Source organism: Fischerella muscicola PCC 7414 (assembly GCF_000317205.1).
In the GTDB taxonomy this organism is placed as follows: Bacteria; Cyanobacteriota; Cyanobacteriia; order Cyanobacteriales; family Nostocaceae; genus Fischerella; species Fischerella muscicola.
Genome location: NZ_AJLK01000128.1, coordinates 14560 through 27888, shown reverse-complemented (window position 1 = coordinate 27888; position 13329 = coordinate 14560). Strand labels below are relative to the sequence as shown.

General features: G+C 42.3%; 13 protein-coding genes. 8 read left to right on the top strand and 5 right to left on the bottom strand.

What is annotated here, in order from left to right:
• Positions 1-256 precede the first annotated feature (256 nt).
• The 4 genes from UYI_RS0120975 to hisC are packed head-to-tail and all read left to right on the top strand — an operon-like array spanning position 257 to position 2318.
• Entirely contained in the window at positions 257-499 is a 243-nt protein-coding gene (locus tag UYI_RS0120975; protein ID WP_016868634.1) for a hypothetical protein, read from the top strand.
• Positions 496-942 carry a type II toxin-antitoxin system VapC family toxin gene (locus UYI_RS0120970; RefSeq protein WP_016868633.1) on the top strand — a complete coding sequence of 149 codons (447 nt, stop codon included), beginning with the start codon at positions 496-498 and terminating at the stop codon, positions 940-942. Before UYI_RS0120975 ends, UYI_RS0120970 begins: the two co-directional genes overlap by 4 nt.
• 30 nt (positions 943-972) lie before the next feature.
• Positions 973-1218, top strand: a complete 246-nt coding sequence (locus UYI_RS0120965) for a hypothetical protein (protein WP_016868632.1) — start codon at positions 973-975, stop codon at positions 1216-1218.
• Between the two features lie 47 nt (positions 1219-1265).
• Positions 1266-2318, top strand: coding sequence for a histidinol-phosphate transaminase (gene hisC, locus UYI_RS0120960; protein WP_026086080.1), 1053 nt, complete (start codon positions 1266-1268; stop codon positions 2316-2318).
• 136 nt (positions 2319-2454) lie between these two features.
• On the opposite strand, the gene UYI_RS0120955 is transcribed toward hisC, so the two are convergent.
• The 4 genes from UYI_RS0120955 to UYI_RS0120940 all read right to left on the bottom strand — a co-directional run bounded on the left by UYI_RS0120955 (position 2455) and on the right by UYI_RS0120940 (position 7434).
• Positions 2455-2781 (bottom strand): hypothetical protein, encoded by a 327-nt coding sequence (locus tag UYI_RS0120955; RefSeq protein WP_016868630.1) that lies wholly within the window; start codon positions 2779-2781, stop codon positions 2455-2457.
• 314 nt (positions 2782-3095) lie between these two features.
• On the bottom strand, positions 3096-4652 hold the full coding sequence (locus UYI_RS0120950) for a hydantoinase B/oxoprolinase family protein (RefSeq protein WP_016868629.1): 1557 nt from the start codon (positions 4650-4652) through the stop codon (positions 3096-3098).
• Between the two features lie 74 nt (positions 4653-4726).
• Positions 4727-5272 carry a protein-tyrosine phosphatase family protein gene (locus UYI_RS0120945; RefSeq protein WP_016868628.1) on the bottom strand — a complete coding sequence of 182 codons (546 nt, stop codon included), beginning with the start codon at positions 5270-5272 and terminating at the stop codon, positions 4727-4729.
• A 35-nt stretch (positions 5273-5307) separates the two neighbouring features.
• Positions 5308-7434, bottom strand: a complete 2127-nt coding sequence (locus UYI_RS0120940; protein ID WP_016868627.1) for a hydantoinase/oxoprolinase family protein — start codon at positions 7432-7434, stop codon at positions 5308-5310.
• Positions 7435-7476: 42 nt separating this feature from the next.
• Here UYI_RS0120940 and UYI_RS0120935 point away from each other — a divergent pair, with 42 nt between their 5' ends.
• The 3 genes from UYI_RS0120935 to UYI_RS0120920 all read left to right on the top strand — a co-directional run bounded on the left by UYI_RS0120935 (position 7477) and on the right by UYI_RS0120920 (position 10329).
• Positions 7477-8400 carry a class I SAM-dependent methyltransferase gene (locus UYI_RS0120935; RefSeq protein ID WP_016868626.1) on the top strand — a complete coding sequence of 308 codons (924 nt, stop codon included), beginning with the start codon at positions 7477-7479 and terminating at the stop codon, positions 8398-8400.
• Positions 8401-8593: 193 nt separating this feature from the next.
• The gene (locus UYI_RS0120925) at positions 8594-9220 is read left to right on the top strand and encodes a Uma2 family endonuclease (protein ID WP_016868624.1); all 627 of its coding nucleotides are present in this window, start codon (positions 8594-8596) and stop codon (positions 9218-9220) included.
• Between the two features lie 149 nt (positions 9221-9369).
• Positions 9370-10329: a PrsW family intramembrane metalloprotease gene (locus tag UYI_RS0120920; protein WP_016868623.1), complete on the top strand. Its 960-nt coding sequence runs from the start codon at positions 9370-9372 to the stop codon at positions 10327-10329.
• A 26-nt stretch (positions 10330-10355) separates the two neighbouring features.
• On the opposite strand, the gene UYI_RS0120915 is transcribed toward UYI_RS0120920, so the two are convergent.
• Positions 10356-11228, bottom strand: a complete 873-nt coding sequence (locus UYI_RS0120915) for a 6-carboxytetrahydropterin synthase (RefSeq protein ID WP_016868622.1) — start codon at positions 11226-11228, stop codon at positions 10356-10358.
• A 184-nt stretch (positions 11229-11412) separates the two neighbouring features.
• On the opposite strand from UYI_RS0120915, the gene glmS reads away from it, so the two are divergent.
• Complete coding sequence (glmS, locus tag UYI_RS0120910) at positions 11413-13314, top strand: glutamine--fructose-6-phosphate transaminase (isomerizing) (RefSeq protein WP_016868621.1); 1902 nt, start codon at positions 11413-11415, stop codon at positions 13312-13314.
• Positions 13315-13329: the final 15 nt, after the last annotated feature.

Below are 13329 nucleotides of genomic sequence, written 5' to 3'. Positions count from 1 at the left end.
TCCCCAATTTTAGTGAAAAGTATTATCAGAAAAAATAATACTGAAAGTAGAGAAGACTGCTTTAGTGTTTTTTACTGGGCAATTTTTTCTTTAGTTTATTTAGGGTTGTGTTACAGAAACGTAAAAAATGTAATTTTTTGGGGTAGGTTCGCGTTGCTAAGAAAAGAATGGAGTGGAATATTATAATAAAGCGATACTCTATAGGAGTGGCTACCGCATCGCGTAGTGTAAGAAAGAGTAAATCACACACACAACCATGAATGTACAACTTGTTAATTCCCTTGTAGAAGTGGTATTAAACCTCTCCCCCGAAGACCAGAAACTCTTTCAATCAAGACTCCATAGTAGACAGCTAGAGACAGCAACTAACAAAAACTTAACACCAACAGAAAAAGCCGAGCAGTTTCGTCAATGGATGGCTCAATTCCCGAAAAGTAGTATAAGTTTGCCTGCTGAAGCAAGCCTGCGTGAGAATATTTATGATGATCGCGGTGTATGACAAGCTATTTACTAGATACGAATATTATTCTTAGGTTTACTGAGACCCATTCCTCTGAGTACGAAATTATTAATAATGCTATTTTTCAAATCTTGCTACAAGGTGGTCAGTGTTTTATTACACCTCAAGTTTTAATTGAATTTTGGGTTGTAGCCACCCGTCCCGTTACTGTAAATGGGTTGGGATGGACACCAGAAGAAACCGAACGAGCAGTGCAAATGCTCATAAATCAGTTTGAGTGGCTGGAAGAAACACCAGATATATTTCGCATTTGGTTGAGCCTCGCTACAACTCATAAGATTTCAGGGAAACGCATCCACGATTTACGCATACAAGCAATAGTGCTTGCCCATAACATCGGCCATATTCTGACTTTAAATCCAAAAGACTTTATAGAAGTCGAAGGAATTACTATTGTTCATCCCAACAGCATAAATAGCTAGAGCTGAGGGGGTGACAACCGCAGTCAACTTGTGGCAGGGCAAGCCTTTCAGGTGACGGACGCCCTCAAAGATAAAAAGCAACAGCAAGATTTTTCTTATTCATCAGCACTCAAAACTCCTATTTTCACAAAGCGCGATCGCGCTCAATTAATTCTCATCTTTTCAGCAGTGATTAAAGTGAAAGGCAAGCCAAGCCTAAGTTACATCCCCTTTGTCACCCCCTCAGTAGCTAGAGTTTTGGCAATGAAACCCATAACCTGCTGTGTTTTACACTAAAGCATCTGAAGCGATAATCATCCTAGTAGTCTGCGAACTTGAACTTCATGAGTTACTTCCGTCACGCCATTGATGCTATGACTGGTTACGTTCCCGGAGAACAACCGAAACCGGGAACCAAAATTATTAAGCTGAATACCAATGAAAATCCTTACCCGCCATCACCAGACGCACTCAATATCCTCAGAACCCTAGACAGCGAGTGGTTACGGCGTTATCCTGATCCCTTTGCGCGTGAGTTTTGTGCTGCTGTCAGTGAAGCATTGGGTGTACCCACAGATTGGATCATTGTCGGTAACGGTAGTGATGATGTGCTGAATGTGCTGGTGCGTGCTTGTGCGGAAGGACGCGATCGCAAAGTTGTTTACCCGATGCCGACTTACGTTTTGTATCGTACCCTAGCAGCGATGCAACCAGCAGAAGTTGTTGAGGTTCCCTATCCCCAAGATTTTACACTGCCTATTGATGAACTGGTTGCTGCTAATGGCGCGATTACCTTTATTGCTTCTCCCAACAGTCCTTCTGGTCATTCTGTACCCTTAGATGATTTGCGTACTTTAGCACGGCAAGTTGCAGGAATTGTCGCGATCGATGAAGCATATGTTGATTTTGCTGAATCTTCTGCTTTGCCGTTGGTACAGGAATTTGAGAATGTAATTGTCTTGCGTACTTTATCCAAAGGCTACTCTCTGGCAGGCTTACGCATGGGTTTTGCTGTAGCTAATCCCCAATTACTGACAGGCTTGTTTAAAGTCAAAGATAGTTACAACATTGATGCGATCGCCACTTTAGTTGGTGCAGCTGCGATGCGGGATCAAGCTTATAAAAATGCTTGTGCTGAGAAAGTAAAAATATCACGAGCAAAGTTGACTGTTGACTTAAAGAACTTAGGTTTCACTGTTCTTGATTCCCAAGGAAATTTTGTCCTTGCTACACCTCCCGAAGGCAATGCAGAACAGCTTTATTTAGGATTGAAGGAACGAGGAATTCTAGTGCGTTACTTCAAACAACCGGGATTAGATAATAAACTACGAATTTCAGTCGGCACTGATGAACAGAATCAAACATTAATTGAAGCTTTAGTCAGCTTGCTCAAATAAAATCGATTACAACCGTGAAAAACTCTGCGAACCTCCGCGCTAACTCTGCGCTCCTCTGCGTTTAAAATTACTACTCTACTCAGTTCGTAGTAAGCATCCTTTGTGCTTACTACAGACAATCCTCAACAACTAATCACTATTCCTCTACTTGGCGGACTGCAAACTTATGTAGAGGCAAACTAACAATACAAGAAAATGTTAAGAAATATGACAAAGCAGTTGTAATCCTCAAAGTCATATGTACTGCTTCCCAGTGAGGAAATACTAATTTTTCAATACCAAAAGCAACGCAGTAAACTAGCCAGTAACAAAAGGTCATTCTAAATAAAATTACCTCTGTTGCATCTGCATCATCTTTTTCTTTTTGCTGTTTGTTCTGCCAAAGTAGAAGCAAACCAATCATACAGGCTACACAAGAAACAGCAACAAAAAAACCATGACAAAGAAAGTTTACTGAAGACATTTTTCTTTATTCCAAATTTTTTTCTATTTTTAGATCAGTCTAAAGGAATAGATATAACGACATAGGCAAATAGTTACAAACTGAAATAGATTCTAGAAGGTATGTAAATAACTGCTAAAAATTAATAATTTTAGTTTATGCCTAATGAATTCGGAGTTTTGGTAGGATTGGAACTAAAACTATACCAAGTGTTCTAACTTGAAAGTCGTAGACGCGCTCATAGGCTTCCCAAGGGGTACACCGATGAACACAGATTAACACTGATGGTCACAGATAAAATTTCCGTTGGTGGTTAGGTGGTAACTCCTCAGTGTTTAACTCTCAGCTTTTTCCCCAAATCCTCCTCCCCCGGGAGTTTCGATGACAAAAATATCTCCTGGTTGCATTTGTACTGTCGCTGTGCTGTTTAAGTTCTCTTGGGTTCCATCTTGACGTTGTATCCAGTTGCGTCCAACTTGTGCTGCTTCTCCACCATTTAACCCAAAGGGAGGAATAACTCGATGTCCAGAGAGAATATTAGCTGTCATCACTTCTAAAAACTTGATGCGGCGGATGACGCCATTCCCACCTGAGTGTTTTCCTTTACCGCCACTATCAGGACGCAAACTAAAGCTTTCTACTAAAACAGGATAGCGAGTTTCTAAAACTTCGGGATCGGTAAGGCGGGAGTTAGTCATATGGGTATGGACTGCATCAGTACCATCAAAGTTAGCGCCTGCCCCAGAACCACCGCAGATAGTTTCATAATATTGATAGCGATCGTTACCAAAAGTAAAATTGTTCATGGTTCCCTGAGAAGCAGCCATGACGCCTAAAGCACCATATAAAGCATCGACAATAGTTTGCGATGTTTCTACATTTCCGGCTACCACTGCTGCTGGATAGGTTGGGTTCAGCATACAACCTTCAGGGATAATAATTTCTAGAGGTTTGAGACAGCCGGCATTGAGGGGAATGCTATCATCAACTAGAGTCCGAAAGACATATAAAACTGCTGCTTGAGTGACGGCTTTCGGAGCATTGAAGTTAGTATTTAATTGTCGAGATGTGCCTGTAAAATCAATAGTAGCGCTGCGTTTTTCTCTGTTGATTGTGACTTTGATTTGAATACGTGCGCCGTCATCCATTTCATAAATAAATGAGCCATTTTTGAGAACATCAATTGCTCTTCTGACAGATTCTTCGGCATTATCTTGAACAAATTTCATGTAAGCTTGGACGGTTTCGAGTCCATATTGAGAAACCATTTTTCGGAGTTCTTGTACTCCTCTTTCATTGGCAGCAATTTGTGCTTTAAAATCAGCAATATTTTGCTCAGGATTACGAGCCGGGTAGGGATGATTTAAGAGTGTTTCTCGTACTTGGTTTTCTCGGAAATTGCCTTGTTCTACTAAGAGGAAATTATCAAAGAGAATTCCTTCTTCTTCGACTGTGGTACTGTGGGGAGGCATAGAACCAGGGGTAATTCCGCCTATATCGGCTTGGTGTCCACGGGAAGCTACATAGAAAATAATTTGTTTTTCGTCTTCATTAAAAACGGGGGTAATTGCTGTGACATCGGGGAGATGGGTGCCGCCGTTATAGGGATTATTAGATAGATAAACATTTCCTGGTTTGAGGGTGTCACCTTTATCATTAATTAAACTACGAACACTTTCACTCATTGAGCCTAAATGTACGGGAATATGAGGGGCATTAGCTACTAGTAATCCGGATGCATCAAAAATTGCGCAGGAGAAATCTAAACGTTCTTTGATATTGACTGATGCTGCTGTGTTTTGCAGAACAATTCCCATTTGTTCGGCGATAAATTGATAGAGGTTTTTGAAGATTTCGAGGCGGACAGGATCGGGTTGAGATGTTGTGTACATATTTTTATTTATAAAATAACCGCACCAGATGCAGAGAACGCAGAGGAAAGTGTGGATTTTTTTGGTTTACTGAGTTAGATAAAGATTATTCCAGCACGACGACAATCATCTAAAAGTGCGTTTAGTTCTGCAACCATTTTCCAAGGATTTTTTCCTTTGAGGACGCCAGCAATTGCTGCTTCATAAGGGTTTTTTCCTGTTTTTCTGACTGCTGCGATCGCTTGTTGGTTTGAGAATCCTCTTTTGCTGACTAACCAAGCGGCTAAGACGTGTCCTGTGCGTCCCACTCCCCCGGAACAATGAACTACTACTTTTTCTTTTCGCTGATCTGCAACTGCTAGGAAGGGTAGGATTTGCTGGGTTAGGGTTTGGCGATCGCCATATTGAAAATCTTCTATTGGTGTCCAACAAACTTGATCAATTCCAAATTTCTGTCGGTAGATTTCCAGTAAATTTGAATAGCGAGTTAGCTGAGTATGAGGGAGTAAACAGCAAATGCGTTTTATGTCTTGATTTTGCATAAATTCAATCCACTGGTTAACTTGCTCACTACTGTATCCAGGTCTGGCTGAACCAAATACAATGGGTTCACTTTGGCAAGCCGCAGCAAATTTGTACATAATTGTTTTTATTATTTAACTCAAAAACAATAGTCCTAATCAAGACGTTGCAAAACTAAATGATTGCGTTCAGTTAAGCTTGCTTGCCATTCAGGCTCAACGACAATTGTGCTAATTTTTTCGACAATAATTGCTGGTCCATTAATATTATCTTCTGGTTGTAAATCTTCTCGCCGATAAACAGGTGTATTATGCCATTGGTCAGCAGTAAACATCTGTACTGTCTCAACAGAGTTGGCAGGTTGATTAAGAGGATGGGTACGAGTAATTAATGGTTCTTCTGGGGTATCCATTTTTTGAATTACTTCAACTGAGGCGGATTCGACAATTAAGGTTTTTTCTATTTGAATGAAACCATAGCGCGATTTATGTTCGACTTCAAATTCTTGCTGCATCATTGCTACATCTAAGGCAAAATCAATTGTCAAAATCGAGTTGGTTCCTTCATATTTCAAGTTAACTTTTCGGACTATTTCTTGTTCGTTGCTTGCTTTAACCTCCCTCTGTTCCCCTTTAGTAAGGGGGCTATCTAGTTCACTTCTAGCTTGGGTTTCTAAAACTTGCATTAATTGTTGTAATTGTGGGATTAGTTCTTGGGTGAGAGGTCGTTCAACTCCGCTTTCTCTGATTGCCCTCACATCAGCTAATCCCATACCGTAAGCTGAAAGAACTCCTGCATAAGGGTGTAAAAATATCTTTTTCATTCCCAAAGTATCGGCGATTAAACAAGCAACTTGACCGCCTGCACCACCAAAACAACAAAGCACATATTGAGTGACATCATAGCCTCGTTGTAAGCTGATTTTTTTAATTGCGTTTGCCATATTCTCGACAGCGATCGCAATAAATCCGGCGGCTACTTGTTCGGGAGTACGGGTGTTACCTGTAGCATTTTGGATATCTTGAGCTAGTTGAGTAAATTTCTCAACAACTATATTTTTATCTAAGGGTAAATTGCCGTCTGTGCCAAAGACAGAGGGAAAATATTGGGGGTGAATTTTGCCTAACATGACATTAGCATCGGTGACGGCTAAGGGGCCACCACGACGGTAACAAGCAGGGCCAGGGTTTGATCCCGCTGATTCTGGCCCGACACGATAACTAGAACCATCAAAAAACAAAATTGAACCGCCGCCAGCAGCAATGGTGTTAATTGCTAATACCGGAACTCGCATCCGTGCACCAGCAATTTCTGATTCTAGTTGACGTTCATATTCTCCTTTAAAGTGGGCGACATCTGTACTTGTTCCGCCCATGTCAAAGGTTATAACTAAATCAAAACCTGCTCTTTTGCTGGTTTGGACTGCGCCGACAATACCCCCAGCCGGCCCACTTAAAATACTATCTTTACCTTGAAATTGCTGTGCATCGGTTAAGCCACCATCGGATTTCATGAACATTAATCTTACACCAGGTAACTGGCTAGCTACTTGGTTGACATAGCGACGCAGAATTGGAGTTAAATATGCATCTACAACTGTTGTATCGCCGCGGCTTACCAGCTTCATCAAAGGACTAACTTGGTGGGAGATAGATATCTGCGTAAAACCAATTTCCTGGGCAAGTTGGGCGACTTGTTGTTCGTGACGAGGGTAGCGATCGCCATGCATAAACACAATGGCACAACTACGAATGCCTGTGTTGTAAGCTGTTTGTAGGTCTTTTTTGACTTGGGCAATGTTGACGGGGGTTAATTCGTTACCTTGAGCATCATAGCGTTCGTCTACCTCAATCACTTGTTCATAGAGCATTGTGGGTAAAATGATATGTCGGGCAAAGATTTGAGGGCGGTTTTGGTAGCCAATTCGCAATGCATCTTTAAACCCTTTGGTAATCAGGAGAACTACGCGATCGCCATGTCTTTCTAACAGGGCATTTGTAGCGACTGTTGTTCCCATTTTTACCACTTCGATGGCTTCTTGGGGTATGGGTTGATTACGAGAAAGTCCGATGATATCTCGAATACCTTGAATGACAGCGTCTTGATATTGTTCGGGATTTTCTGAAAGTAATTTGTAAACTATGATCCATTGCTGATTGGGCAGGGGAACAATCAAAAAACGTTCTTGGTGTTGGGAGAGTTTGTTGATGATGGCTTGATTATCAGTAACAGCAACAATATCTGTAAATGTACCACCGCGATCGGCAAAGACTTTTAACATATTAGTTATTTGTCATTGGTCTAAAAGTAGGGTAACATACTGATGAATACGGCTGTAAATAATACTCCAGGATTTGCTTCGCGCTTGGTAAACGGAGTACTGGCAATCAAGCCACTGTACAACCTTGCCAAACATCAAGCCCGGCAAATGATGATCAAACGGGCAGAGAAAATTGGAGTGCCTTGGAGAAAACAAGTACAGGCGCTGCGATCGCATAACTGGGAAAACGAACTAGCAAAAATACAAAATCCCCAACTCAAATACCCAGACTACTACTTCACTTCATTTCACGCTTACGACAAAGGCAATCTCAGCTGGGATGCAGCCCTAGAAGTAGAAGTTGCTGCTTACGCCGTCCATGCTACTATCTGGGCTGGTGCAGGAGCTAAAGGTGATGCTAAGCTGCGTCAGAGTTACCATGATATCCTCAAGCAACAAATTACCACCCCACCGCGAGATATCCTCGACTTAGGGTGCAGTGTGGGTATGAGTACTTTTGCCCTACAAGAACTTTACCCCCAAGCCCAAGTTACTGGCGTAGATTTATCTCCCTACTTTTTAGCTGTTGCTAACTACCGTTCCCAACAGCAGCAACGTCACGTCAATTGGGTTCACGCAGCGGCTGAATCAACTGGCTTACCAGACGCTGCTTTTGATTTAGTCTCTATTTTTTTGGTGTGTCACGAATTACCCCAGTCCCCTACCCGGCAGATTTTTGCTGAAGCAAGACGGTTGCTACGTCCCGGTGGACATTTGGCAATCATGGATATGAATCCTCAAGCGGAAGCTTATAAAAAAATGCCTCCCTACATTTTGACGCTGCTTAAAAGTACTGAGCCATATTTAGATGAATATTTCAGTTTGGATATTGAGCAAGCAATAGTAGAGGCGGGTTTCCAAACTCCTACCATCACTTGCAACAGTCCTCGTCACCGCACTATTATTGCTCAGTTCATTGGGGAGTAAGTGCATTACAGTTCCATCATCAGCTTCTGGAGAATTTGGATGGCTTGATCGCGATCGCATGAACCCAGGACAACCTGATGTCCAAGGTCTGCAAATAGCAATGCTAGACGGACTACCATTGTGCCAGTTGCTTAAAATTCCAATCGTGTTCTGTCTGGTAGACTGAAGTCATTAGATTGGGCTAAGTTGACCTATGAGTATTGCGATCAACCAACCAATACAACAAAAGCCACTCAGCTTTGAGGAATTTCTCACCCGTTATGGTGGCGATAACCGCTATGAGCTGATCGATGGAGAGGTGTTCGACTTGGAACCAACAGGCCTACATGAAGAAGCAGCAGCCTTCATTACAGCAAGGCTCTGCGTTCAGATCGACAGAACAGGCTTACCTTGGTTTGTCCTTCAGCGCGGACTGTTGCGTCCTTCTAATATTAGTATGACAGCATTTCGACCTGATGTTGCAGTTGTTGATCGAGATGAACTTACCAAAGAACCGCTGTGGTCTGACCAGTCGATCCTGACATTGGGCAGTTCGATTAAATTTGTGGCGGAAGTTGTTAGTAGCAACTGGCAAAATGATTATGCCCGTAAGGTCGAGGACTACGCGGTTTTAGGCATTCCCGAATACTGGATTGCAGACTACGCAGGTAATGGTGGTACTCGACACATTGGGAAGCCCAAACAACCCACCCTCTCTGTGTGCACACTAGTGAATGGAGAGTATGAAATTCAGCAGTTTCGGGGCAATCAAACCATCGTCTCTCTAACCTTCCTAGATTTAAAGCTGACGGCTGAACAGGTGTTGAGGGCTGGTAGGTAAAATCACCATGATTCGACTACCCTCAATGTAATCTCGATCATATGTTAACAAGCGGTCACGCTCATGGGCATCAGCGTCTACTGCTTCTGGAGTTAACTGTCTTGATACTGGTTTCCTTTTGAATTGCTCCCTAAATTGTTCTGTATAATATGTTTCTATGGGCAGTTGCACCCCCTTTGTTGCTTCTGGTTTACTATTATTGGCGCTTAGCCAATAGCCCATCGCTGCTGCGACTGCTGTTATTTTTTGTTGCTGGAGCAATATCTGGTGTCGTTGCCCTTAGTTTAGAGTGGCTGGTGGAAACACAAGTCAACTCATTTGCACTCTGGCGACAAATTCGCACTACTGTTGTGGGTGTTGCTTTGCGACAGTTGCTAGAGGTGGGGCCAATAGAAGAAGGTTGTAAGTTAATAGTAGTAGTTGCTTTAGGCTGGTATTTTCAGCATCGTCAATATCGCTTACGCCCCACTACAGTCTTCCTCTTTACCATAGCTGTTGCTTTGGGATTCACCGCTGAAGAAAACTGGATTTATTTTATCCATGATACAGCATCAGTTTTCGAGCGATCGCTCACCACACCAGTCCATGCTATGTTCTCTGCACCTTGGGGTTATGCCTTAGCATTATCTTTTCCTCGATATCACCCCAGGGTTGCCAAAGCTTGGCTCAATTCTGTTGTTTGTCATGCTCTAGTTAATGTTTTATCTAGTGCTTGGCGCTATCCACAACCATTGTCTTTCCTCAGCTATGGTTTATTTCCCTTTTTGTTGTGGATGTTTTGGCGACTAGAACAGTTGCTGCGAAAAGTACAAAGAATACCACCCATTGCTTTAATTAGTGGTTATACACCACAGCACCGTTTTTGGCAGAGGGGCTTGGTGATGTTTGCGCTTGTATTGGGTGGTAATGCAATTTTTGGATTTTTTCTGTTGCTCAGAAGTTTGAATTCTGTCACTTTAACACAGCTTTTTGAGCCTAAGATTCTCTGGTTTATATTTAGTCGCCTCTTACTAAATTTCACTTTTGGACTAATAGCCTGGAAAATTTATCGCTACTTACGAAATCAGGTTCGTAGTAAGCGCTTTAGCGCTTGCGTACTTAAGGACTAAAGTCCTTACTACGAACCAATCTTTAACTAAATACGCGCTAAAACTGGCTGATTAGCTGCGACATTAACAGAGTTGGATTCTGTCTGTGTGCAGTAAATTTCACAAGAATTATTCGGACTTTCGATTAATTTGACTTTATAAAGACTTGCTCCCAATTTCTGAATAGGCGATCGCAATAAATTACTAATGTGAAGTGCTATGTTTTCAGCAGTAGGTACAACTTCTGAAAAATAGGAGATATCTTTGTTCAAGAAAGTGTGATCAAATGGTTCAACCACATAATCTTCAATCACTTGATTTAAAGCACCTAAATCTACAATCATGCCAGTGCGTGGATCTATTTCCCCTTTTACTGTCACTTCTAAATGGTAGTTGTGTCCGTGACCATTAGGACGGGCACACTTACCATAAATCTCGAAGTTATCCTGATCGCTAAGATCAGGATGCGCTAGCCTGTGAGCGGCGCTAAAGTGAGTACTAACATTGAGATAAGCTTCCATTCCGTTTCCCATATAGTCTGCCCAAAGTTCAGGATTTTCAAATAGCTGCACACGGACTAGAGGTAAATGGGGTGCTAGCCGTTGCCAAATCACCCTTGCAATATTTTCTGTAGTAGGCAGAGTTTGTTGAAATTCTGACCACACATCGTTGAGGTAGGAAAAGTCCAGTTGGCTAGTTACTTCTTGCTTAATCACGTGTTTGACATCAGACAAATTCAACACCATGCCATATTTATCTAGTTCCCCTATTAGGGAGACAAATAAGACATAGTTGTGTCCATGTCCCGGAAAGCGAGAGCAAGCACCAAATTTCTCTAAATTCTCAGCTTCACTCAATTCTGGCAACCAATAGCGATGGCTGGCCGAAAATTGAGCGCGGCGATTTACAACGCATTGCATGAGTGTACTGGGAGTATTATTTAATATTTCTTAATATTTTAACGCTTCTAGTTTCAATAATTTTGGCACGACACCCCTCTCCCTAAATTAATTGTAAAAAACCTACACCCGTCAGCCCCACCTCCCCTCTACTTAGCATCTATACTGGAATTTGATCATCCTGAAAATTCTAGTGGTGTGAGTAATGTGCGGTATCGTCGGTTATGTAGGGACTCAAGCGGCGACAGAAATTCTCTTATCTGGGCTGGAAAAACTGGAGTATCGAGGTTACGATTCTGCTGGAGTTGCTACGATTTGGGAAGGAGAAGTTCATTGTGTCCGAGCTAAAGGTAAACTATCTAACCTACGTTCCAAGTTAGAACATTTACAAACTCCTGCCCAAATTGGCATTGGTCATACTCGCTGGGCGACTCACGGTAAACCAGAAGAGTATAATGCTCATCCCCATATAGATACAGCAAGGCGCATAGCTGTAGTACAAAATGGGATTGTGGAAAATTACCGCGAACTACGCGAACAACTCAAAAACCAAGGACATCAGTTTTGCTCAGACACAGATACAGAAGTTATACCCCACTTAATCGCTCAATTTCTCAAAGAAGAAATAGCCTTAGGACAGATTAACTCTGATTCTCTGTTCTTGGAGGCTGTGCGAAAAGCTGTTAACGAATTACATGGTGCGTTTGCGATCGCAATTATCAATGCTGACTACCCTGATGAATTAATTGTCGTTCGGCAACAGGCTCCTCTAGTTATTGGTTTTGGTCAAGGGGAATTTTTCTGCGCCTCCGATACTCCAGCAATTATTTCCCATACTAGGGCGGTACTACCCCTAGAAAATGGTGAATTGGCCCGTCTTACTCCTTTGGGCGTAGAAATTTACAACTTTGCTGGGCAGAGGCTCAAAAAACACCCGCGCCTACTCAGCTTGAATCCAATGATGGTGGAAAAACAAGGATTCAAGCACTTCATGCTCAAGGAAATCTACGAGCAACCAGGAGTAGTGCGGGCAAGTTTAGAAGCGTACTTTAACACTAATTCGCATCCAGAAAACAGTAGCAATTCTCCAATCAATATTGGTTTACCAACTGAAGTTTACGCAGATTTAGAACAGATTCAAATTGTAGCTTGTGGTACTAGTTGGCACGCAGCTTTAGTCGGTAAATACTTACTCGAACAACTAGCACAAATTCCCACTCAGGTACAGTATGCCTCTGAATTTCGCTACGCTCCCTCACCCCTGACACCCAATACCCTAACTATTGGCGTTACTCAATCAGGTGAAACTGCTGATACATTAGCAGCCTTGGCAATGGAACAGGAACGTCGTCAGGGTCGAGAACCAAAGTATCAAGCACGACTGTTAGGTATTACCAATCGTCCCGAAAGTAGTTTGGGGCATATGGTTCCCCATATTATTAATACCCTTGCTGGTATTGAAATTGGAGTAGCAGCGACAAAAACTTTTATTGCGCAATTAATGGCGTTTTACGCTTTAGCGTTGGATTTGGCTTATAGTCGCCAAACGCTTCCCCACGAAAGCTTAGAAGATATCCTCAAAGGATTACGGCAGATTCCCAAAGAAATAGAAGCAACGTTGGAAAGTCAGGAAAAATTAACCGAACAATTAGCACATGAATTTGCTGAAACCACAGATTTTATCTTTTTGGGTAGGGGGATAAACTTCCCGATTGCTTTGGAAGGGGCATTGAAATTAAAAGAAATCAGCTACATTCATGCTGAAGGATACCCAGCCGGAGAAATGAAGCACGGCCCCATTGCTTTATTGGATGCAAAAGTGCCAGTAGTAGCGATCGCTATGCCTGGTAGTGTCTATGAAAAAGTGATCTCCAACGCCCAAGAAGCAAAAGCCCGTGATTCTCGCTTAATTGGTGTTACCCCCGTCAAAGATGGAGAAGCAGGAGAAATTTTTAATGATTTAATTCCTGTCTCTTTTGTGGATGAATTACTTTCTCCCATCCTGACGGTAATTCCCTTGCAATTACTGGCTTATCATATCGCCGCCCGCCGTGGTTTAGATGTCGACCAGCCCCGTAATCTTGCGAAGAGTGTGACTGTAGAATAGTGTAAAATTATACTT

Bases quoted from the DNA above. Each gene is read 5' to 3' on its own strand.
- UYI_RS0120915 (WP_016868622.1), bottom strand. From the start codon at position 11,228: ATGCAATGCGTTGTAAATCGCCGCGCTCAATTTTCGGCCAGCCATCGC.
- UYI_RS0120955 (WP_016868630.1), bottom strand. From the start codon at position 2,781: ATGTCTTCAGTAAACTTTCTTTGTCATGGTTTTTTTGTTGCTGTTTCT.
- UYI_RS0120975 (WP_016868634.1), top strand. From the start codon at position 257: ATGAATGTACAACTTGTTAATTCCCTTGTAGAAGTGGTATTAAACCTC.
- UYI_RS0120925 (WP_016868624.1), top strand. From the start codon at position 8,594: ATGAGTATTGCGATCAACCAACCAATACAACAAAAGCCACTCAGCTTT.
- UYI_RS0120945 (WP_016868628.1), bottom strand. From the start codon at position 5,272: ATGTACAAATTTGCTGCGGCTTGCCAAAGTGAACCCATTGTATTTGGT.
- UYI_RS0120970 (WP_016868633.1), top strand. From the start codon at position 496: ATGACAAGCTATTTACTAGATACGAATATTATTCTTAGGTTTACTGAG.
- UYI_RS0120920 (WP_016868623.1), top strand. From the start codon at position 9,370: ATGTTTCTATGGGCAGTTGCACCCCCTTTGTTGCTTCTGGTTTACTAT.
- UYI_RS0120940 (WP_016868627.1), bottom strand. From the start codon at position 7,434: ATGTTAAAAGTCTTTGCCGATCGCGGTGGTACATTTACAGATATTGTT.
- UYI_RS0120950 (WP_016868629.1), bottom strand. From the start codon at position 4,652: ATGTACACAACATCTCAACCCGATCCTGTCCGCCTCGAAATCTTCAAA.
- glmS (WP_016868621.1), top strand. From the start codon at position 11,413: ATGTGCGGTATCGTCGGTTATGTAGGGACTCAAGCGGCGACAGAAATT.
- UYI_RS0120935 (WP_016868626.1), top strand. From the start codon at position 7,477: ATGAATACGGCTGTAAATAATACTCCAGGATTTGCTTCGCGCTTGGTA.
- hisC (WP_026086080.1), top strand. From the start codon at position 1,266: ATGAGTTACTTCCGTCACGCCATTGATGCTATGACTGGTTACGTTCCC.